Below are 20,946 nucleotides of genomic sequence, written 5' to 3' on the forward strand. Positions count from 1 at the left end.
GTCCTACTCCGCTGCGGCGGCCCGACCCTCCGGCACCTTCACGCTCTCCGACCCGCGCAGGCCGATATAGATCAGCATGGGCGACGAAATGCAGATGGCCGAATACGTACAGATAACGACGCCGTAGAGCATGACCTGCGCGAAGCCCTGGATCGCCTGTCCGCCGAAGAGGACCAGCGCGAGCAGCGACAGCGCGGTGGTTACCGCCGTCATGATCGTGCGGGACATGGTGTGGTTGATCGACAGGTTCAGCAGTTCTTCGGCCGGCATCGTCTTGTAGCGGCGCATCAGCTCGCGGGTTCGGTCGAACACCACCACGGTTTCGTTGAGCGAATAGCCCACGATGGTCAGGATCGCCGCGATGGACGTCATGTTGAACTCGTGACGGGTGATCACGAAGAAGCCGATGGTGAGCACGATGTCGTGCAGCGTGCCGATGATGGATGCGACCGCCAGCTCGCGCTCGAAGCGGAACCAGAGATAGAACAGCACCGCGATGACCGAGAGCACGACGCCGATGGTGCCGGATTGTACGAGCTCACCCGACACGCGCGGGCCGACCGTCTCGACACGGCGGAAATCGTATTCGTTGCTGAACGTGTCACGGGCCTTCTGCACCACGGCCGTCTGCGCGGACTCGCCGCCGGCCTGGATCGGGAAGCGGAGGGAAACCTCGCCGCCCGTGCCGAACTCCTGCACCTCCACGTCGCCGAAGCCGAAGCTCTCGGCGGTCTGGCGGATCTGGGCGACGTTGGCCTGGCCGGACTTGGCCTGGATCTCCATGAGCGTGCCGCCCTTGAAGTCGATGCCGAAGTTGAGGCCGATCGTCACGAGCACGATCGCCGTGGCGATCGAAATCACGGCGGACAGCGGGAACGAGAAGCGCCGCAGGCGCATAAAGTTAAAGTGGGAGTTTTCGGGCCAGAGGCGAATGAGGCGCACGATACGCACTCCTTAGAACGGAAGGACTTTGGGACGCATCCACTGATACCAGAGCGCGATCATCATGCGCGTCAGGGTGACGGCGGTGAGCACGGTCGTTAGGATGCCGAGGATGAACACGACGGCGAAGCCGCGCACGGGACCGGAGCCGAGGAAAAACAGGATCAGGGCCGCGATCGCCATGGTGCTGTTCGAGTCGATGATGGTGGCGAAAGCCCGGTCGAAGCCTGCCTGGATGCCCGAGACGATGGAACGCCCGGAATGCACCTCTTCGCGGATGCGCTCGTAGATGAGCACGTTCGAGTCGACCGCCGTGCCGATGGTGAGAACGATGCCCGCGATGCCCGGCAGGGTTAGCGTGGCCTCGAGCACCGACATGAGGCCGAAGATGAGGCCCACATGGACGAGGAGGGCGATGTTCGCGATCAGTCCGAAGACGCCGTAGGTGGCGAACATGAAGATCACGACGAAGATGGCCGCCACATAGGTGGCCAACTTACCGGCCTCGATGGAATCGCGTCCGAGGCCTGGCCCCACCGTGCGTTCCTCGACGATGGTGAGCTTGGCAGGCAGGGCGCCGGAGCGCAGCAGGACCGCCAGGTTGTTGACCTGCTCGACGGTGAAGCTGCCGGAGATCTGGCCGGAGCCGCCGGTGATCGGCGACTGGATCGTCGGAGCCGAGATTACCCGGTTGTCGAGGACGATGGCGAGCTGGCGGCCGAGATTTTCCGTCGTCGCCTGACCGAAGCGCTGGGCGCCACGGATGTTGAAGCGGAAATTGACGATGGGCTGGCGGGTCTGGCTGTCGAAGGCCGGCTGCGCATCCGTCAGGTCGCCGCCTTCGGCAATCACCCGGCGCTCGACGGGAACGCGCTGGCCGCCCGCGTCTTCCATGGGAAGCATGTCGACGTCGGTCGCGCCCGCTTGAGCCAGCAGGCGGAATTCGAGATTGCCGGTTTCACCCAGCAGGGCTTTCAACTGCTGCGGATCCTGCAGGCCCGGAACCTGGACGAGAACGCGGTCGGCGCCCTGGCGTTGAATGCTCGGTTCCGTCGTGCCGGTGGCATCGATACGGCGACGAACCACTTCGATGGATTGGTCGACGGCGCGGCGCACGCGCTCGGTGATGCCCGCATCCGTGTAAGTCAGCGTGATCACGCCGTCCGGCGTCGTGTTGATCTGGATGGCATTGCCGCCACCCTGGCCCAGCATGGCATTGCCGATGGGCTGCGACAATTCCCGCAGGCGCGGCATGAGCCGCTCGCGGTCGGCGGCATCCGGCACGCGGATCTGCACGCCCCGCTGGACGGTCTGAATGCCGTTCTGCGACGAAACGCGTGTATCGCGCAGGATGCGGCGGACGTCGTCGCGCAGGAGCGTGATCTGGCCGCGCAACAGGTCTTGCCCATCGACCTCCAGGAGGACGTGGGAGCCGCCCTGCAGGTCGAGGCCCAGCACGATGGCGCGGGACGGAACGAGCCAGGACGGGATCCAGCTCGGAATGGCGTTCAGATAGGCCTGACGCTGCTCGCGATTCATCGTGCTCGGAACCGCAAGAAGCAGGCCGATCACAATGATCGCCATGGTGGCGATGATCTTCGACCTCGAGAAGCGCAGCATCGTCAGCTCAACCTTTCTCACACACCCTGCCGCATTCATTCTGCGGCGAACCGGCCCTTGTCGGATACGCAGAGGGCCGGCTTCTTTTCACATCAGGCCTTGACCGGCTCGCTCTTGGAGCGGACCTCGGAGATCATGGCCCGGGCCACCTTCACCTTCACGCCGTCGGCGATCTCGACTTCGATGTCGCTCGAATCCTCGAGGACCTTCGTCACCTTGCCAATGATTCCGCCCGAGGTGACTACCGTATCGCCGCGGCGCACGTTCTTGATCATCTCCTGGTGGGTCTTCACCCGGCGCTGCTGCGGCCGGATGATCAGGAACCACATGATCACGAATATGAGGATGAACGGAACGAATTGAAGGATCATCTCCATTCCGCCCCCGGCCGGGGCCCCTTGTGCGAAGGCAGGTGAAATGAACAAGCGGCTCTCCATGGATAAAGGCGCGTGGCAGGCCCGTTTTGGGCCCACCCGCGCCGGACGGGATTACAAAGCGTGGCGGACTATACCCATCGACTCGCCGAAATCAATGAAGTTCAAGGCCTTTCCCAAGGCTCCTGCACGGCGAAAGCCCCTCTGTCATGGACCGGACAGCCATTTTCGCGCTAAGCACGGCATCCTCACCGTTTCTTGAAGCCGGAAATTCATGCCCGCCGATCTGAACTCCTCCGAATCCCTGGCGCTTTTGACGCGGATCGCCGATGCCCTGGAGCGCCTCGTCCCCGCCGGCACGGCTTACGCCAGTTTCACGCAGGCCGATGCCTTCGTCTGGCAGGCCGCCGGGCGCAGGCTCTCCCCTGTCCCCAAGGTCAACCGGGTTGAGATGAGCCTCCTGCGCGGCATCGACCGGGTCCGGGACCAGCTCGCGGAGAACACCCAGCGCTTCGCCCGGGGCCTGCCGGCCAACAATGCTCTCCTCTGGGGCGCCCGGGGCATGGGCAAGTCGTCCCTGGTCAAGGCGGTCCATGCGGAGATCAACCACGCCAAGCCGGCCAACGCGCTTCCCCTCAAGCTGATCGAGATCCACCGGGAGGACATCGAAACCCTGCCGGATCTCATGGGGCTCCTGCGCCAGGATCCGCACCGCTTCATCGTCTTCTGCGACGATCTCTCCTTCGACGCGGACGACACCTCCTACAAGTCGCTCAAGGCGGTCCTGGAAGGCGGGATCGAAGGGCGGCCCGACAACGTGATCTTCTACGCCACCTCGAACCGCCGCCATCTGCTGCCGCGCGACATGATGGAGAACGAGCGTTCCACGGCCATCAATCCGGGCGAAGCCGTGGAGGAGAAGGTTTCCCTCTCCGACCGCTTCGGCCTCTGGCTCGGCTTCCACAAGTGCAGCCAGGACGAATATCTCGACATGGTTTTCGCCTATGTCGACCATCTCGGCCTGCAGGCCGACCGCGACACGATCCGGGCCGAGGCTCTCGAATGGGCCACGACCCGAGGGGCACGCTCCGGGCGCACGGCCTGGCAGTTCATTCAGGATCTGGCCGGGCGGCTCGGTAAGGCGATCTGAAGAAGAAATCAAAACTATAACCCTCATCCTGAGGAGGTCGCGGAGCGACTGTCTCGAAGGAGGATCCGGAGAACACTGAAACCTCCTTCGAGACGCAGACTTACGTCTGCTCCTCAGGATGAGGACAGAGTTTCGCAATGTTTCGTGACGTCTGAAACGACAAAGGGACGGTGGCTGAGCTCCACCGTCCCCTCATTCGACCGGCCTCGACAGGCGAGACCGATCTAAACTCTTGGCCTGATCAGCCGCCGAGATGCTTCATCGGATCGACGGGCTGCGCGCCCTTGCGGATCTCGAAGTGGAGCTGCGGCGACGTCACGTTGCCGGTTTGGCCGGAGGTTGCGATCACCTGGCCGCGCTTCACCTGCTCGCCGCGCTTTACGTTGAGCGAGCCGTTATGGGCGTAGGCCGAGACATAGCCGTTCTCGTGCTTGATCAGGACGAGGTTGCCGTAGCCCTTCACCTCGCTGCCTGCATAGGTCACGGTGCCGGCTTCGGCAGCCTTGACCGGTGTGCCTTCGGGAACGGCGATGTTGATGCCTTCATTGCCGCCATTGGCGCCGAACCCGGCGATGACGCGGCCGCGGGCCGGCCACCGGAAATCGCCCGACAGGCTGGCGGTCTGCTCGGGCTCCTGCACGGGAGCCTTGGCAGCCTCCGGCTGGGGAGCCGGCGCGACCGGCTGAACGGCGGGCTTCACTTGCTCGGGCTGGGTGAGAGCCGCCACCTTCGGCTGCTCCACGACCGGCTTCGGAGCGGACACGAGGGGCTTGGGCGCGGAGACCAACGGTTCATCGGTCGCGGCGGCGACCTGCATCGGCGCGGACCGGGCATGAGCAGGAGCGATTGGCGCGGGAGCCTGAGCCGTTTGCGTCATGCCCGGACGAACGCGTTTCGTCGGCTCGGCGGCAGCGCCCGGCGTGGTTGCGGCCGGCACCTTCGAGGTATCGACGAGGCGGAACTGGGGGCGGCTCGCAGACTGCGCCGGAGCGACCGGCATGGGCCGCGATTGAACCGGAGCGGGAGCGGAGGCGATGCGGGCAGGCTGCGACAGGGGCTGGGACTGAACCGGAGGCAGAGCCTGCGCCTGAACGGTCGACGTTGGCATCGGCGCGGCCGAATAGGAGGGAGCGGGTTGAGGCGCCATGGAGGCCGTGGTGTCCATGCGCTCGCTGGCCGCGAAGGGGTTCGAGAACGGGTTCTCGGCGAACCGCGCACTATCGGTACTGCAAGCTGCCGCCGCACTGCCGATCAGCCCCACCAGAGCGATCCGCGACACCGCACCCCAATGCCCAGAACACACACGCAAACGCATCACTCAACCCCAACCGAACGCAACTCGATGGAGCCATTAAAAGCCTGTTCAGGTTAAGCAACGGTTGACGTTAGGCGGTTTGTCGTAACCCTGTCCGAAAATATTTCAATTGGGTCAGAGTGTGGCCGCAATGCCGGTGACGAGGGGTGAGATGCGCAGGGCCGCGCCGACCGATTGCGTCAATTCACCCTCGGCATTGCGTTCGATCCGCACGAGATGCGGCACAGCCGCGATGGTAAGCGCCCCCACCAGGCGGCTCCCTGGTCCGAGAAGGGTCGTCACGGTCTCGGGGATTTCGGGACAGGCACCGTTGAGCAGGATCCGGTCGAAGCGGTCGCGCACCCGCGCGGCCAGGCCATCGCCTACTTCGACGCGTACCTTTCCCGCCTCGACGATCTTCAGGTGCTGCGCGGCGCTTTCCGCCAGCGTGTTGAAGCGCTCGACGCTCGTGACTTCCGCGCCGAGCCTTGCCAGCAATGCAGTGACATAGCCGCTGCCGGTACCGACCTCCAGAACGCGCTGGCCCGGCTGGACGCCCAGCGCCAGCAGCATGGCCGCGACCGTGGCGGGTCCCGTCATCGTTTGCCCGCAGGGCAGCGGGAGCGCCACGTCCGTGCGGGCGAGATCGGTGAAGCGGCGCGGGGCGAAGACTTCGCGCGGCACGAGTTCCATGGCGCGCAGGAGCGCCGTGTCGCGGATGCCCTTGGCGCGCAGGGACAGGATGAAGGACGCGGCACCGATCGCCTCCTGCTCGTCGCGGGCTTCCGCTTCAGGCAGGAAAGGCATGTCCTGGTTCATCGCGTCTGCTCGCTCATCCGCCGAACGCCTGCGCGTAGCGCGTCAGCGTCGGCTCGTCCGTCATGTCGATGCGAAGTGGCGTGACGGCAATGCGCCGGTTGGCGATGGCCCAGAGATCGGTGCCGTTGCCAGGCGTGAACGGGCGCCGTTCGAAGGCGATCCAGAAATAGGGATTGCCGCGCCCGTCCTGGCGCTCGTCGAGGCGCAGGAGTTCCTGCGTGCGCTGGCCCTGGTTGACGAGAGCCGTCCCCTCGACCTCCTCGGGCTCGCAATCGGGAAAGTTGACGTTGACGAGGATGCCCTTGTCGACGCCCGCCTCGAGGATCCTGCGCACGACCTTTGGGCCGTGATGCTCGGCGCATTGCCAGCGCGGCGCGTTGCGGGTGCCTGGCCCGTAGGCCTGCGAGAGCGCGATGGACGGGATGCCGAGGATCGTGCCCTCGATGGCACCGGCCACCGTGCCTGAATAGGTCACGTCCTCCGCCACGTTCTGGCCCCGGTTCACGCCGGAGAGCACGAGGTCGGGCCGGGCGTCGCGCATGAGGTGGCGCACGCCCATGATCACGCAATCGGTCGGCGTGCCCTTCACGGCGAAATGCCGGCTGGAAACCTCGCGCAGGCGCAGAGGATCGTTGAGAGAGAGCGAATGGGCGACGCCGCTTTGATCGGTCTCGGGCGCGACAACCCACACGTCGTCCGACAGGTTGCGCGCGATGGCCTCCAGGGTCTTCAACCCTGGAGCATGGATGCCGTCGTCATTGGTGCAGAGAATGCGCATGTCAGGCCTGACGCTCGATGCGTGTCATCCCGCCCATATAGGGCTGAAGCGCCGAAGGGATCGTGACGCTGCCGTCTTCGTTCTGGTAGTTCTCCAGAACGGCCACGAGCGTACGCCCGACCGCGAGGCCGGAGCCGTTGAGCGTGTGCACGAAACGCGGCTGCTTCTCGCCGGTCGCGCGATAGCGGGCGTTCATGCGCCGCGCCTGGAAATCGGAGCAGACCGAGCAGCTCGAAATCTCGCGATACATCCCCTGTCCCGGCAGCCACACCTCGATGTCGTACGTCTTGGTCGAGGAGAAGCCCATGTCGCCCGTGCAGAGCGTCATGGTGCGGAACGGCAGTTCCAGCTTCTTCAGCACGTTCTCGGCGCTCGTGAGCATGCGCTCATGCTCGTCGGCCGACGTCTCGGGCGTGGTGATGGAGACGAGCTCGCATTTCACGAACTGATGTTGGCGGATCATGCCGCGCGTGTCGCGTCCCGCCGAACCGGCCTCGGCACGGAAGCTCGGGGTGAGCGCGGTGAAGCGCAGCGGCAGTTCCTCCTCGGAGAGGATCTGCTCGCGCACGAGATTGGTGAGCGTGACCTCGGCCGTGGGGATCATGCCGTAGCGGGTGTCCTTGATGAGCTTGGCGACGGCATCGCGTGGCTGACCTTCGAGCGCAGCGGCCACGATCTGCTCGAGCGAATTGCCGGGGAAGGCCCAGAACTGATCGTCCTCGAATTTCGGCAACTGCGCCGTTCCGAACATGGCGTCGTCCCGCACCAGCAGCGGCGGGTTCACTTCCGTGTAGCCGTGTTCGGTGGTGTGAAGGTCGATCATGAACTGGCCGAGCGCGCGCTCCAGGCGCGCCAGACCGCCTTTCAGCACGACGAAACGCGAGCCGGAAAGCTTTGCGGCCGTTTCGAAATCCATGAGGCCGAGCGCCTCGCCGATCTCGAAATGCTGCTTGGCGTTGTTCATGGTCGGCGGCGTGCCGAAGCGGTGGCGCTCCACGTTGCCGTGCTCGTCGGCACCGACCGGCACCTCTTCCTTCGGGATATTGGGAATGGCGGCAAGGACCGCGAACAGCGCCTTCTCGGCAGCACGCTCGCCCTCCTCCAGCTCCGGCATCGTCTCCTTGATCCGGGCGACCTCGGCCATCAGCTCCTGGGCCCGGGACTCGTCCTTCTTGGCCTTCGCCTGGCCGATCTCCTTGGACAGGGCATTGCGGCGCTCGGTGGCGGCTTGCAGGGCGGAAATCGCGGCCTTCCGGGTATCGTCGAGGGCGATCAGCTGCGCGGACAGGGGCTCCATGCCCCGGTTCCGGAGGCCTTGGTCGAAAGCCGCGGGGTTCTCGCGGATGGAACGGATGTCGTGCATGGGATGAGGACCTGCTTCATCGAGCGGCCCTGCCCTTTCCGACGAGACCGACCCTTCACCTTATGCCGAGGATGGCGGCCGATGTGGAGTCCTTTCGGCCTCTACCCCTCTGCCGCGCGCGCGGCCTCGGCTTCCGCACGCTTCTTCTCGACCATGGTCACGGAGAAGATGGATGCCTCGTAAAGAAGCAAGGTGGGGATCGCAAGGGCGAACTGGCTGATCACGTCCGGCGGCGTGAGGACCGCGGCGAGCACGAAGACGAAGACGATCGCGTAGCGACGCTTGTCCTTCAGGAACTGCGAGTCGATGATCCCGGCTCGGGCGAGCAGCGTCAGGACCACCGGAAGCTGGAAGCAGATGCCAAAGGCGAAGATCAGCGTCATGATCAGCGACAGGTACTCGCTGACCTTGGGCAGGAATTCGATGGCCGGGCTCGTGTCCGTCGCCAGCTGCTGCATGCCCACGGAGAAGCGCATGAGGAGCGGCATGGCGATGAAATAGACACAGGCCGCGCCGATGAGGAAGAGAAGCGGCGTCGCGAAGAGATAGGGGACGAAGGCGCGGCGCTCGTTCTTGTAGAGGCCCGGCGCCACGAACTTGTAGATCTGCACGGCGATGACCGGAAAGGCCAGAAAGCCGGCGCCGAAGGCCGCGACCTGGATCTGCGTGAACAGGTATTCGAGGCCGTGGGTATAGACTAGGTGTGCCCTCTCGGGCGAGCCGACCGCGAGGACATAGGGCCACACGAGCGCGTTGTAGATGTACTTCGCGGCGGCGAAGCAGATAAAAAACATGATCACGAAGGCAACCAACGCCTTGATCAGGCGTGAGCGCAGCTCGGTCAGGTGCTCGATCAGAGGCGCGCGCGAAGCTTCGACCTCATCGTCTTCAGCGGCGGTGGTCATCCGGCTTTCGCGTCCGATTTTTCTGGTTTTTCTGAAAGTTGCTCGGCAAGGGCAGCCTGCTGGGCCTCATACTCGGCCTCCCGCCGCAAGGATTCGGCGATCTCTGTGGCCGGATCCACGCTCGGCGGAAGCGGCAGCTCGACTAAGGGATCGGCAGGTACCGGGTCACGCCCTTCCACCACCGCCTGAACCGAGGCATCGGAGGCCTCCTTCACAGGCGTTTCCGGCTCGGACGCCGCGACCTGATCCGCCGTCACCGGCGGAACATCCTGCCTGGTCTCAGTCTCGGGAGCCTTCACGGCCGACGCCACGGGCGCTTCGATCGATGTCTTGAGCTCATCCCGGATCGTCTGGATCGGGTTGAAACTCGTATTGCCGACGGAGGAGACGGAATCGTTCATCCCCTGAAGCTGCTTCTTGACCTCGTCGAGCTCGGCCTCGCGCATGGCCTCGTTGAACTGCCCCTGGAACTCCGCCGCCATTCTGCGAAGCTTCCCCGTCACCTGCCCGACCGTCCGCAGCGCCTTCGGCAGATCCTTCGGGCCGATCACGATCAGCGCGACGGCGCCGATCACCATGACCTCACCCCAGCTCATGTCCAACATGACGTGGCCTCGAACCTGCCTTTAGGTACTCACGCGTACTGACACGCCGCTCCGAAGCGGCGGCGCACGAAGCTTAGCCGACCTTGTGGTCCGTCGTTGCGGTGCTCGTGGGAGCACCCGCCTGATGGTCGAGGGTGCGGACCGGCTCGGACGGCTGCACCGGCTTTGCCGGCGTATCGTCCTCGGACATGCCCTTCTTGAAGGCCTTGATGCCCTTCGCGACGTCACCCATCATGTCGGAGATCTTGCCGCGTCCGAACAGAAGGACGACGATCAGACCGACGACGATCCAGTGCCAAATACTCGTGCCACCCATGGCAATTCCTCCTGCGCCTGAACAGGCGCGGCTTCTCGATATGAACTCGCCGCCAACCTATGCGTCGGAGGCGGCGAAAACAAGGACATCCTTAGTCGCGATCTCGATGCCCACATCCTGTCCCTCCTTCACGCCAACGGGATCGTGAACGCGTGCCTGCAGGGGGCGGTCAACCCCCTGCACATCAATGTGCACCAGATCGACCTCGCCGAGAAAGCGACGAGACATCACACGTCCCGGCAGGCAGAAGCCTGCGGGCTTGAGCTTTACCCCTTGAGGGCGCACGCAGACGATGGCCGGGCCATCCTTCAGGTGCGGCGCCGGGAAGACGCCCACCGGACAGGAGACCTGGCCGTTGCGGACCACGCCCTCAAGCTCGTTGAAGTCGCAGAAGAAGCGGGCCGCGAACAGGTTCGCCGGGCGGCGATAGATCTCCTCCGCCTCGCCCTGCTGGATGATCGTGCCGGAACGCATGAGCACGATCCTGTCGGCGATCCGCATCGCCTCCTCGGGATCGTGCGTGACGACGATGGTCGTAGCGCCGGTTTCTCTCAGAATTGCGACGGTCTCGTCCCGGATCGCATCGCGCATGCGCCGGTCGAGGTTCGAGAACGGCTCGTCCATGAGCAGGACGCCGGGACGCGGCGCAATCGAACGGGCCAGCGCCACCCGCTGCTGCTCGCCGCCGGAGAGCGTATGTGGGTACTCGTTGGCATAATGTTCGAGCCCGACTCGGGACAAAGCGCGCCGCGCCGCGATGCCAACCTCGGAGGCCGAGAGATCCTTGAGGCCGAACATGATGTTCTGGAGGATCGTCATGTGCGGGAACAGGGCATAATCCTGGAACATGAGCCCGATGCCACGCCTCTCCGGCTCCAGGAAAGTCCTCGGTCCGCTGACTTCCCGCCCGTCCATGAGCACCCGGCCTGAGGTCGGCATTTCGACACCCGCGGCGATGCGTAGTAGGGTAGTCTTGCCGCAACCGGAATGGCCGAGCAGGCAGACGATCTCCCCTGGCTCGATGGTCAGCGAGACCCCGTCGAGCGCCCGCTGGCTGTCATAGGCCTGGACGATGCTCTCGAAGGTCAACTGGGCCGGAATCGACGCACCCGCCGTTCCGCGCTGCCCCCAGCGGGGCAGACGAAGCAGGTCGCGCGCGGCTCCTGCGGGTCTTGCGTTCATTCCTCGCCCACCTCGGTCTGGTGCATGTCGAGAGGCTGAAGCAGATCGTCTTCGAGCGGATCCTCGTCCTCACGCAGGGCGTCCGCATCGGAGGGCGTCGGCACAGAGAGGTCCGAAGGCACGCGACCTTCGATGAAGCCTGCACCCTTGAGCTCCTCGAGACCCGGAAGGTCCTCGATGGCGTCGAGGCCGAAATGCTCCAGGAAGCCCGCTGTCGTGCCGTAGGTCACCGGACGGCCGGGAGCCTTCCTGCGCCCCCTCAGGCGAATCCAGCCGGTTTCCAGGAGGGTATCGACGGTGCCCTTGGAGGTGGCGACGCCGCGGATCTCCTCGATCTCGGCACGGGTGACCGGCTGGTGATAGGCGATGATCGCCAGTGTCTCCATGGCGGCGCGGGACAGCTTGCGTTGCTCGACCACATCGCGGGCGAGCACGAAGGACAGGTCGCCGGCCGTGCGGAAGGTCCATTTCCCGGCCACCCGGACGAGATTCACGCCTCTGGGAGCGTAGAGCTCGGTCAGGTCCTGAAGGATCTTCTCCACATCGGCGCCTTCCGGCAGGCGCCCGCTCAGCTCCTCGACGCTCAGGGGTGCGGGCGCGGCGAACAGGAGCGCCTCGGCGATCCGCATGGCCTCGCCGTGATCGGGAACATGGCTGATCTCCTGCGCCTCGGCTTCCGGCATCTCGGTCGCATCGTCCTGCATATCGGGCAGCATCCTAAGCTCCTGCCTCGGCCGGGTCGGCCACGGGTTTGACCCAGACCGGGGCGAAGGCCTCGTCCTGCCGAACCGTCAACTTGCCCTCGCGCACCATTTCCAAGGTGGCTGACAGGGCAGAGGCGAGAATCGTCGGTCGCATGGCAGGCTCGACCATGTATTCCATCAGATAGGTGTCGAGGGTCACCCAGTCGTTCAAGTGGCCGACCAGCCGCTCAAGGGCCTCCCGGGCATCGACCAGCGACCAGACGTTCCGCTTGTGCAGGGACACCCGGGCGTTGAACTGGATCTGCCGCTGCTGGGCATAGGCCTTGAGGAGGTCGTAGAGGCTCGCCTCGTAGCGGGAATCCCGGAGGATGACCACGGGCTCGGGCGCGCCTCGGGCGAAGACGTCGCGCCCGAGCCACGCACGCTCGCCCATCTTCTTCGCGGCCTCGCGGATCGCCTCCAGGCGCCGCAGGCGCAGGGCCAAGGCCGAAGCGAGCTCCTCGGCGCTCGGTTCCTCGCCCTTCGGCGGCTCGGGCAGCAGGAGGCGCGACTTGAGGTAGGCGAGCCAGGCCGCCATCACGAGGTAATCCGCCGCCAGCTCCAGACGCATCCGGCGCGCCGCCTCGATGAAGGCGATGTATTGCTCGGCGAGCGCCAGGATCGAAATGCGGTGGAGGTCCACCTTCTGACGCCGGGCAAGCTCCAGCAGGAGGTCGAGCGGCCCTTCGAACCCATCCACGTCGACGAGCAGGGCGGGCTCGCTATCGGCCCGCTCCGTGCGCTCAACGTCCTCGAAGGGTAAGGGATTTGCCATCGACCGTACTCAATTCACAGAGTTCGAACCTTCATTAGCTTTAGGCGATCATCGCAAGAGCAGAATCGAGCCTGGACCGGGCATCCACAGGATCCAGAGGCTCCGGATCATGCGTGATGCGCGCTAACGCTGCGTTAGCGCGCCGCAAGGCTTCTCCGCTTAAGGTAGGGGCAGCCTCGGCGATGGCGCTCATCTCCTCCATCTTGCCGTTGCAATGCAGGGCCATGTCGCAGCCGGCCGCGAAGGCGGCCTCCGTCCGGTCCCGGAACGAGCCGGAAAGGGCGTGCATCGACAGATCGTCGGTCATCACCAGCCCGTCATAGCCGATATGGCCGCGGATGATCTCCTGCATGACGACGGGAGAGGTCGTCGCGGGCCGCTCCGGGTCGAGAGCCGTGTAGACCACGTGCGCCGTCATGGCGAGGGGCATGTCGGTCAGCATGCGGAACGGCGCGAAATCGTGGCGCTCCAGATCCTCGCGGGAAGCATCGACCACCGGCAGGGCCAGGTGACTGTCGGCGCCGGCGCGGCCATGGCCCGGCATATGCTTGACCACCGGCAGCACGCCACCCGCCAGGAGGCCTTCAGCGGCGGCCCGGCCCAGAATGGCGACCTGGCTCGGGGTCTTGCCGTAGGCCCGATCCCCGATCACGTCGTGGGCGCCCGGCGATGGGACGTCCAGGACCGGCAGGCAATCGACCGTGATGCCGACCGAGCGGAGATCATGAGCGATCAGCCGGGCCCCGAGCCGGGCGATCTCGCGTTGGACGAGCGGATCGTTCGCGTGAAGGCGGCCATAGACGCTGCCCGATGGGTATTTGGGCCAATGAGGCGGCCCCAGGCGCTGAACCCGCCCCCCCTCCTGGTCGATCAGGATCGGAGCGTCCGCCCGGCCGACCGCCTCCCTCAAGGAGGCGCAGAGCGCCCTCACCTGCTCAGGCGCCTCCACATTTCGGCGGAACAGGATGAATCCCCAGGGATCCGCCTCCTTGAAGAAAGCGACCTCGTCAGGGGTGAGCTCGGTGCCGGAGCAGCCAGCAATAAAGGCGCGGGTGTTCATACCCGCGCCTTAAGTCTCCTGCTCGACAGGGTCAAGGAATCTTGCCCGCCAAGCTGTTTCAGTTCTTGGCGACGAAGCACTGTCCGCCCTGGCCCTGCAGCTTGGAGCAGAGCGAGGAGGCTTCCTCCTTGGATAGGGGTCCGACGCGAACGCGATAGATGGTGTTGCCGTTCACCTCGGCCTTGCGGATAAGGGATGGCATGCCTTCGAGGTCCGGATACTTACGCTGGAAGGATGCGAAGGCGGTTTGGGCACCGGCTTCCGAGTTCGCGAGGCCGAGCTGCACGGCGAAGCCGCCGCCGGGCGTCGTGTCCGCAGCCGTAGCCGCCGGGGCAACCGGCTGGACGGACGCGACCTGCGTCGGTGCGGGCGTGGCTGCGGCCGGCTTCGGGGCTGGAGCGGGCGTGGCGGGAGCCGCGACCGGAGTGCTCGCGGCCGCACGGGGCTGGGCCGATGCAGTCTGGACGGGGGCCGGCGTCGCCTGAGCCTGGGGCGGTAGGGTCATGGCTGCGGGCGCCGCCGGCTGGGCTGCCGGATGCTCCGAACCTGCCACGGTGCCGTCAGGACGGATCGTGACCGTGCGGACTTTCTTGGGCTCTCCGAGATTCAGGCTGGCGGTTTGCTGAGGCTTGACCGTGCCAGCGGGGATTGTACCGCCCGTAGCATCGGCCACGGCGCCTCCATTCATGCGCACGGCCTGCTGCAAGTCGACCGGCTGCTCCTCGCGGTTGACCACCTTGGTTGCCGTATTCTGGTTGGCGCGCTCGTAGATCTGCTTGTTCTGGTTCGGGATTTCGACCCCGCCGGGGTTCTGCGGCTGGATCTTGGTGGGCTCGTTGTTGGCCTTCACGAGCGGGGGCTCACCCCCGGTGACCGCCGACGACCCCGACGCCAGATAAGCTCCTCCGCCGCCAAGCACGACCGCGCCGACGACCGCCGCAATGGCGACCATGCCCTTGCGGGAGCGACGCTTCTCGACCGGTGCGTAATCCTGCGGTTGATCGTAACCCTGCTCGGCGTAATGCCCGGCCTGGTCGGCATAGTAATCCTGCGCATAGGCCTCGTTGCCGTAGGCATCGTGATCCTGGGAACCGGACTGGCGGGAGTAAGCGGGCTCAGGGGTGCGGACATGGCTCTGCGGGTATCCGCCGAGATCGAACGACGGCGCGGCGTGACCTCCCTGCGGTGCACGGACCGGCACCTCGCGAGCCCCTTGCGGCACGGTGTCGCGGGAGGCGAAAAGATCGTCGATTGAGGAGCCCTGCTGGCGTGGACGATTGGCGCCGTCATTGGCCAAAATGCTTTGAAATGGGTCGTCTTGCCCCACGATTCGAGCCAATTCCGCGAGCGGATCGGTCCGCCCGGCGGTAGCCGGCTGGGATTGCGGGGTACCCGCCTGCGCGAGTTGCCGTTCGATCTCGTTGAGGTCGACGGCAAAACGGGGCTTCACTGATTCGCTCATGCGCCGGATCTCCAGTTACGCGACAGGAGCACCGTTGCTCCGCCTGCACGACGTGACGAGACCCGACGCGAATGCTTCGTAAGCGATTGATCCGCTTAAAGAAACACTATCGCATTTCGTCGGGTGCCGTGACGCCCAGGATTGCGAGACCAGATGCGAGCACGCCCTTGAGGGCATGCACGAGAGCGAGTCTCGCTTGTGTTGAATCTTTATCAGTTAGATTAACAAAGCGTAATTGCGGCAAGTCTTTGCCCTTATTCCATAGACTGTGGAAGGCGCTCGCCAGGTCGTAAAGATAAAATGCGACCCGGTGAGGTTCATGAGCTTCTGCCGCGGCCTCGATCGTCCGGGGAAACTGAGCAATACGATGGACGATGTCCATTTCCGCTTCGTCACGGAGAATGGACAGATCCGCCTTCTCGAGCTGAGCCGCCGAAAAGTCCACGCCCGGGAACGCCTCTCCAGCCTGCCGGAGGACCGAGGCGCAGCGGGCATGGGCGTACTGGACGTAGAAGACCGGGTTGTCCTTGGACTGCTCGACCACCTTGGCGAGGTCGAAATCGAGGGTCGCATCGTTCTTGCGGAAGATCATCATGAAGCGGGCGGCGTCCCGGCCCACCTCGTCGACCACCTCGCGCAGCGTCACGAAGTCACCCGAGCGCTTCGACATCTTCACCGGTTCGCCGCCGCGCAGCAGCTTCACCAGCTGGCAGAGCTTCACGTCGAGGTCGGCCTTATTGTCTGAAACAGCCTTCACGGCCGCCTGCATGCGCTTCACGTAGCCACCGTGGTCCGCGCCCCAGACGTCGATCATGGAGGCGAAGCCTCGCTCGAACTTGGAGCGGTGATAGGCGATGTCGGAGGCGAAATAGGTATACGAGCCGTCGGACTTCAGGAGCGGGCGGTCCACCTCGTCGCCGAAGGCGGTGGCGCGGAACAGAAGCTGCTCCCGGTCCTCCCAATCCTCGTCCTTCTGTCCCTTGGGGGGCGGCAGGCGGCCCATATAGACGAGATCGCGGCCGCGCAGCTCCGTGATGAGCTCCTTGACCTGATCCACCGGGCCCAACTGCAGGGAGCGCTCCGAGAAGAACAAGTCGTGGTGGATATTGAGGGCCGCGAGGTCGTCCCGGATCATGTCCATCATGGCGTCGATGGACGTCTCGCGCACGAGTGGCAGCCACTCGGATTCCGGCTTGTCGAGCAGGCTCGTGCCGTATTCCTTTGCCATCCGCTCGCCGACCGGCTTCAGGTAGTCGCCAGGATAGAGTCCCTCCGGGATCGCGCCGATATCGTGGCCAAGGGCTTCCTTGTAGCGGAGATAGGCCGAGCGGGCGAGGACATCGACCTGCGCGCCGGCATCGTTGATATAGTACTCGCGGGTGACCTTGTAGCCCGCAAAATCGAGAAGGCCGGCCAGGGCGTCGCCGAAGACCGCGCCCCGGCAATGGCCTACATGCATCGGGCCTGTCGGATTGGCCGAGACATACTCGACATTGACCGGCGAACCAGCCCCCTGCCCGCTCCGCCCGAAACCGTCGGTGTCGACGACGGCGGCCCGAAGGACCTCGTGCAGGACCGAAGACTCGAGGCGGATGTTGATGAAGCCGGGACCGGCGATCTCCACGCTGGTGACGCGCGGATCGCCCTGGAGGTCGGCGACGAGAAGCTCGGCCAGGGCGCGCGGGTTCATGCGCGCCTCCTTGGCCAGCACCATGGCGGCGTTCGTGGCGAGGTCGCCGTGGGAGGGGTCGCGCGGCGGCTCGACCACGACGCGGCTGACGTCCAGCCCCGACGGTATCTTACCCGCCTCGGCCAACCGGCCGAGCGCATCCGCAACCCGCTTCTCAAACAGCCCGAAAATATTCATGGTACTTTGTCTCTGAGGGGCCTTCGGCCCCGGAATTCCATGGGTGCCGCCTAGCGCAGGTCCGGCGTCACGTCAAACAGGCGCCGGTGCTCAAGGATCGCATAGCGGTCCGTCATGCCGGCGATGTAATCGGCCACGCGGCGGGCGAGCCGGGGCTCGTCGTCCTTCGGCAAGTCGGCCTGCCATTCCTCCGGCATCAGCTCCGGCTCGGCCTTGAAGCGCCGAAAAAGGTCGCGCAGCACGGCGTCCGCCTGGGCGCGGACCCGCATCACGTCCGGGTGCCGGTACATACGGGCATAAAGGAACCGCTTGATGGAGGCGTCGGCCTCCTTCATGGCGTGCGAAAAGCACACCATGGTGTCGTCGGCCCGCCGGATATCCTCCGCGCTCTGCGGAGACAGCGCCGCGATCCTGCGCTCTCCTTCCGCGACCACATCCTCGACGAAGCGGGTGATGACGCGCCGGGTCAGCTCGTGAATCCGCCGGGAGAGTTCGAGGGTCGGATAGCGCGCGTCGATATCCGTCAGGAGGCCGTCGAGAAACGGCACCTCGCGCAATTCCTCGATCCTGAACAGCCCGGCCCGCAACCCGTCGTCGATGTCGTGGGCATCGTAGGCGATGTCGTCGGCAATGGCCGCCGCCTGGGCCTCTCCTCCGGCATGGGTGCCAAGTTCCAGGTCCTGCTGGGCGTTGTATTCGAGGATCGCCAGCGGAACGCCCCGGGCGGCATAGCGCAGGGTCGGCTGCCCATCGGCACCCAGGAGCGGTCCGTTGTGCTTGACCAATCCCTCCAGCGTTTCCCAGGTGAGATTGAGCCCGTCGTATTCCGCGTAACGGCGCTCCAGGCGAGTGACGACCCGCAGCGCCTGGGCGTTGTGATCGAAGCCGCCGAACCCGGCCATGCATTCGTCGAGGGTATCCTCGCCCGTATGGCCGAAGGGCGTATGGCCCAGGTCGTGGGACAGCGCCAGCGCCTCGGCCAGATCCTCGTCGAGGCCGAGCGAACGGGCGAGCGCCCGGGCAATCTGGCTCACCTCGATGGTGTGGGTCAGCCGGGTCCGGAAATGGTCGCCCTCGTGATAGACGAAGACCTGCGTCTTGTGCTTCAGGCGCCGAAAGGCCGAGGAATGGATGATCCGGTCCCGGTCGCGCTGGAATTCGCTGCGCGTCGGCGAGACCGCCTCCGGGAACAGCCGGCCTCTGCTTCCCCAAGGGTCGCAGGCATAGGGGGCTCGCCATCTCTCGCCAAAGGGCCGCACAATCATCCCCGGGTTGAAGCCTTGTCAGCGCGCACTTACCTTGCTCTTAACATCTTATGCAAGAATTGCGTCCTTGCGAGGACTGGAAGTGCCCATGACCGGTATCACCCTGACTGACCGCGCCGCCCGCCGCATCAACGAGATCATGTCGTCCGAGCCTGCGGGTTCCCACCTGAGAATCAGCGTCAACGGAGGCGGCTGCTCCGGGTTCCAGTATGCCTTCGACGTGGACCGGACCCGGCAGGACGATGACCTCGTGATCGAAAGGGATGGGGCCACCGTGGTCGTGGACGAGGTGTCGATCCAGTACATGGACGGCTCCGTGATCGACTTCGTGGACGACCTGATCGGCCAGTCCTTCAAGATCGAGAATCCCCATGCGACCGCATCCTGCGGCTGCGGCACCTCGTTCTCGTTGTAAAATCGTTTCGCAGCGCCCTATTCTCCCTCCGGCATTTTCATTAAGGCTCGACCGGCGCCAGATTCGCCGGCCTGGGGGACAAGATGGGACTTCGTTATCGCGCAGGCGTCTGCGCATTCGGCTTGATGGCATGTTCTGCGGCTTTGCAGTTCGAGCCTGCCGTGATCCGCGACCTCGTGGTCGACAATGGCGGCCACCGTATTGCCGTAGGAGCCGTCAAGGTTCCGCTCTGGAGCGCGGCGTTCGCGCAATCGGCCGACAGCTTCAGCCTGGAGAACGTGAACTTCACGTTTGGGTCGACGACCTATGAAGCCAAGCGGATCGAGTTCTCCGGTGTCTCATCATCGCGGGCCGATATCGAGGCGCTGCTTTCCTCGACCTCGACGGAGCCGATGGAAAGCCGCCTCAAGCGCATCACCGTGAAACAGATCACGATTCCCGAGGCGCGGGTGAAGCAGACCATCGGCGCGCAGTCACAGACGACGACCTACCGAAATGCCACGCTGAGCAACATCACCGACGGCCGGGTTGCATCGATCCTGATCGAGACGAGTGCGACGCAGACGAGCGGCGACGCGAACACGGCGCTGATCAGCACGGGCCGCACGCGCTTGGACGAACTCGATCTGCCGGCTCTCGCCCGACTTTATGAGACGAAGGCCGACAGCGCCTCCGCTCCGCTCATCAGGATCTACGGCGGGTTCTCTATCGAGAACACCGAGGTTGCGGATGCTGAAGATGGGGTGACGATCAAAATCGCACGCTTCAGCGGGCGCGATTTCCAGGGGCGCCCGACCAAGGATTCCTGGACAGGCACCGTGGGTGCCCTGACCGAGATGGCCGAGCGCAAGGACCTGTCCTCCGGTGATCAAGCTCGTCTCGTTTCGGCAATCGCCGATCTCCTCGACGCGTTCCACATCGGCGTCATGGAGGCGTCCAGCATCGAGGTGAACTCCAAAGGCAAGGATTCGCCCGGTCAGGCGCGCATCAACCGCATCGCCTATGCAGGAGGCACGGATGCTCAGCCGGCCGACGTGCGATGGGAAGGTTTCGAGTTTTCCGACAAGGACAACCACGTCAGGATCGACGGCCTGAGCCTCACCGGCTTTTCGTTCAAGCAAACGATCGAAGGCTTGAGAGCCCTCCAGGGCAAATCCTTCGACGAGATCGACCCTGCCGCGATGCGCAGCCTTGTCCCGACCTTGGGGACGCTGCGCCTGTCAGGCCTCTCCATCGACGGAACCACCGACGACGAAGGCAAGAAAGTGAAGGTTCAGGCCGGACTGAAAGGCTTCGAACTGACCGCCGACCAGCCCGTCAACGCCGTTCCGACCAATATTCGCATCGGCCTGCAGAATTTTGCGATGGCTCTGCCGTCGAACAGCACAGACGACGGCATCAAGGAGCTTCTGGCACTCGGCTACAAGAACGTCGACGTGTCGCTCCTCGCCGCCGCCGCCTGGAACGAGGCCACGAGTGAAATCATGCTCAACGAAGTTTCGTTCCAAGGTCAGGACATGGGCAGCATCGGCTTGACCGGCCGCATCGGCAATGTCGGCAAGGACATCTTCAACGCCGATACGGCCCTTGCAACCGTCGCGCTGCTCGGTGCGAAGGCGAAGGCGCTCGATCTTACGGTGGAGAACAAGGGCCTGTTCGAGCGCTACATGACCCAAGCCGCGAAGGAGCAGAAGACGACGCCGGAAGCCCTGCGCCGGACCTATGCCGCGGCTGCGGCCTTCGTGGTGCCGGCGATGATCGGCAACTCCGAACAGGCTCAGACCCTGAGCCAGGCTATCGCCCGCTTCATCGCGAAGCCCGGCAAGCTTACGGTCAACGCAACCCCCAAGGACCCATCAGGCTTCGGCATCGCGGAAGCGGTCGTGCAGCCGGATCCCAAGGCCATTCTCGACAAGCTGAATGTGAGCGCGAAGGCGGAGTAGTCCCGCGCTTCTAACTAAACTCAACCTCATCCTGAGGAGGTGCGAAGCACCGTCTCGAAGGATCGTCC

The 20,946-nt window shown here is 64.8% G+C and carries 20 protein-coding genes; 3 read left to right on the plus strand and 17 right to left on the minus strand.

All coding sequences use genetic code 11. The features are described 5' to 3' along the window. Positions 1 to 3: 3 nt before the first annotated feature. The 3 genes from secF to yajC form a co-directional block, all read right to left on the minus strand. Positions 4 to 942, minus strand: coding sequence for a protein translocase subunit SecF (secF, locus tag AB4097_RS16745; protein WP_442041573.1), 939 nt, complete (start codon positions 940 to 942; stop codon positions 4 to 6). Positions 943 to 954: 12 nt separating this feature from the next. Further along, positions 955 to 2,562 carry a protein translocase subunit SecD gene (gene secD, locus AB4097_RS16750; RefSeq protein WP_442041575.1) on the minus strand — a complete coding sequence of 536 codons (1,608 nt, stop codon included), beginning with the start codon at positions 2,560 to 2,562 and terminating at the stop codon, positions 955 to 957. A 92-nt stretch (positions 2,563 to 2,654) separates the two neighbouring features. Next, positions 2,655 to 2,987, minus strand: a complete 333-nt coding sequence (gene yajC, locus AB4097_RS16755; protein ID WP_442041577.1) for a preprotein translocase subunit YajC — start codon at positions 2,985 to 2,987, stop codon at positions 2,655 to 2,657. Between the two features lie 223 nt (positions 2,988 to 3,210). On the opposite strand from yajC, the gene AB4097_RS16760 reads away from it, so the two are divergent. Continuing rightward, entirely contained in the window at positions 3,211 to 4,086 is an 876-nt protein-coding gene (locus tag AB4097_RS16760; protein ID WP_442041579.1) for an ATP-binding protein, read from the plus strand. A 241-nt stretch (positions 4,087 to 4,327) separates the two neighbouring features. Here AB4097_RS16760 and AB4097_RS16765 read toward each other — a convergent pair whose 3' ends face one another. From AB4097_RS16765 to AB4097_RS16830, 14 genes are all read right to left on the minus strand, one after another. Continuing rightward, on the minus strand, positions 4,328 to 5,401 hold the full coding sequence (locus AB4097_RS16765) for a peptidoglycan DD-metalloendopeptidase family protein (protein ID WP_442041581.1): 1,074 nt from the start codon (positions 5,399 to 5,401) through the stop codon (positions 4,328 to 4,330). A gap of 114 nt (positions 5,402 to 5,515) precedes the next feature. Next, positions 5,516 to 6,187 (minus strand): protein-L-isoaspartate O-methyltransferase family protein, encoded by a 672-nt coding sequence (locus AB4097_RS16770; protein WP_442041583.1) that lies wholly within the window; start codon positions 6,185 to 6,187, stop codon positions 5,516 to 5,518. A 25-nt stretch (positions 6,188 to 6,212) separates the two neighbouring features. Continuing rightward, complete coding sequence (gene surE, locus AB4097_RS16775) at positions 6,213 to 6,977, minus strand: 5'/3'-nucleotidase SurE (RefSeq protein ID WP_442041585.1); 765 nt, start codon at positions 6,975 to 6,977, stop codon at positions 6,213 to 6,215. A gap of 1 nt (position 6,978) precedes the next feature. Next, on the minus strand, positions 6,979 to 8,340 hold the full coding sequence (gene serS, locus AB4097_RS16780; RefSeq protein ID WP_442041587.1) for a serine--tRNA ligase: 1,362 nt from the start codon (positions 8,338 to 8,340) through the stop codon (positions 6,979 to 6,981). 101 nt (positions 8,341 to 8,441) lie between these two features. Further along, positions 8,442 to 9,245, minus strand: coding sequence for a twin-arginine translocase subunit TatC (tatC, locus tag AB4097_RS16785; RefSeq protein WP_442041589.1), 804 nt, complete (start codon positions 9,243 to 9,245; stop codon positions 8,442 to 8,444). Next, complete coding sequence (gene tatB / locus AB4097_RS16790) at positions 9,242 to 9,850, minus strand: Sec-independent protein translocase protein TatB (RefSeq protein ID WP_442041591.1); 609 nt, start codon at positions 9,848 to 9,850, stop codon at positions 9,242 to 9,244. Before tatB ends, tatC begins: the two co-directional genes overlap by 4 nt. A 73-nt stretch (positions 9,851 to 9,923) precedes the next feature. Next, positions 9,924 to 10,166 carry a twin-arginine translocase TatA/TatE family subunit gene (locus tag AB4097_RS16795; protein ID WP_114947104.1) on the minus strand — a complete coding sequence of 81 codons (243 nt, stop codon included), beginning with the start codon at positions 10,164 to 10,166 and terminating at the stop codon, positions 9,924 to 9,926. A gap of 57 nt (positions 10,167 to 10,223) precedes the next feature. Beyond that, complete coding sequence (locus tag AB4097_RS16800; RefSeq protein ID WP_442041594.1) at positions 10,224 to 11,348, minus strand: ABC transporter ATP-binding protein; 1,125 nt, start codon at positions 11,346 to 11,348, stop codon at positions 10,224 to 10,226. Then, positions 11,345 to 12,064, minus strand: a complete 720-nt coding sequence (gene scpB, locus AB4097_RS16805; protein ID WP_442041596.1) for an SMC-Scp complex subunit ScpB — start codon at positions 12,062 to 12,064, stop codon at positions 11,345 to 11,347. Before scpB ends, AB4097_RS16800 begins: the two co-directional genes overlap by 4 nt. A gap of 1 nt (position 12,065) precedes the next feature. Beyond that, positions 12,066 to 12,866 carry a segregation and condensation protein A gene (locus AB4097_RS16810; RefSeq protein WP_442041598.1) on the minus strand — a complete coding sequence of 267 codons (801 nt, stop codon included), beginning with the start codon at positions 12,864 to 12,866 and terminating at the stop codon, positions 12,066 to 12,068. A gap of 40 nt (positions 12,867 to 12,906) precedes the next feature. Next, positions 12,907 to 13,926, minus strand: coding sequence for a beta-N-acetylhexosaminidase (gene nagZ / locus AB4097_RS16815; RefSeq protein WP_442041600.1), 1,020 nt, complete (start codon positions 13,924 to 13,926; stop codon positions 12,907 to 12,909). A gap of 58 nt (positions 13,927 to 13,984) precedes the next feature. Further along, complete coding sequence (locus tag AB4097_RS16820; protein WP_442041602.1) at positions 13,985 to 15,388, minus strand: SPOR domain-containing protein; 1,404 nt, start codon at positions 15,386 to 15,388, stop codon at positions 13,985 to 13,987. Between the two features lie 106 nt (positions 15,389 to 15,494). Then, positions 15,495 to 17,255: an arginine--tRNA ligase gene (gene argS / locus AB4097_RS16825; protein ID WP_442041604.1), complete on the minus strand. Its 1,761-nt coding sequence runs from the start codon at positions 17,253 to 17,255 to the stop codon at positions 15,495 to 15,497. 50 nt (positions 17,256 to 17,305) lie between these two features. Continuing rightward, positions 17,306 to 18,520: a deoxyguanosinetriphosphate triphosphohydrolase gene (locus AB4097_RS16830; protein WP_442041606.1), complete on the minus strand. Its 1,215-nt coding sequence runs from the start codon at positions 18,518 to 18,520 to the stop codon at positions 17,306 to 17,308. Between the two features lie 88 nt (positions 18,521 to 18,608). Between AB4097_RS16830 and erpA the strand changes: the two genes are divergently transcribed. Together erpA and AB4097_RS16840 are read left to right on the plus strand one after the other, a co-directional pair. Continuing rightward, positions 18,609 to 18,935 carry an iron-sulfur cluster insertion protein ErpA gene (erpA, locus tag AB4097_RS16835; RefSeq protein ID WP_009764549.1) on the plus strand — a complete coding sequence of 109 codons (327 nt, stop codon included), beginning with the start codon at positions 18,609 to 18,611 and terminating at the stop codon, positions 18,933 to 18,935. Between the two features lie 83 nt (positions 18,936 to 19,018). Next, entirely contained in the window at positions 19,019 to 20,878 is a 1,860-nt protein-coding gene (locus AB4097_RS16840; RefSeq protein WP_442041609.1) for a hypothetical protein, read from the plus strand. Positions 20,879 to 20,946: the final 68 nt, after the last annotated feature.

Origin of the sequence: Microvirga sp. 2MCAF35 (assembly GCF_052115545.1) — a bacterium.
Lineage (GTDB): Bacteria > Pseudomonadota > Alphaproteobacteria > Rhizobiales > Beijerinckiaceae > Microvirga.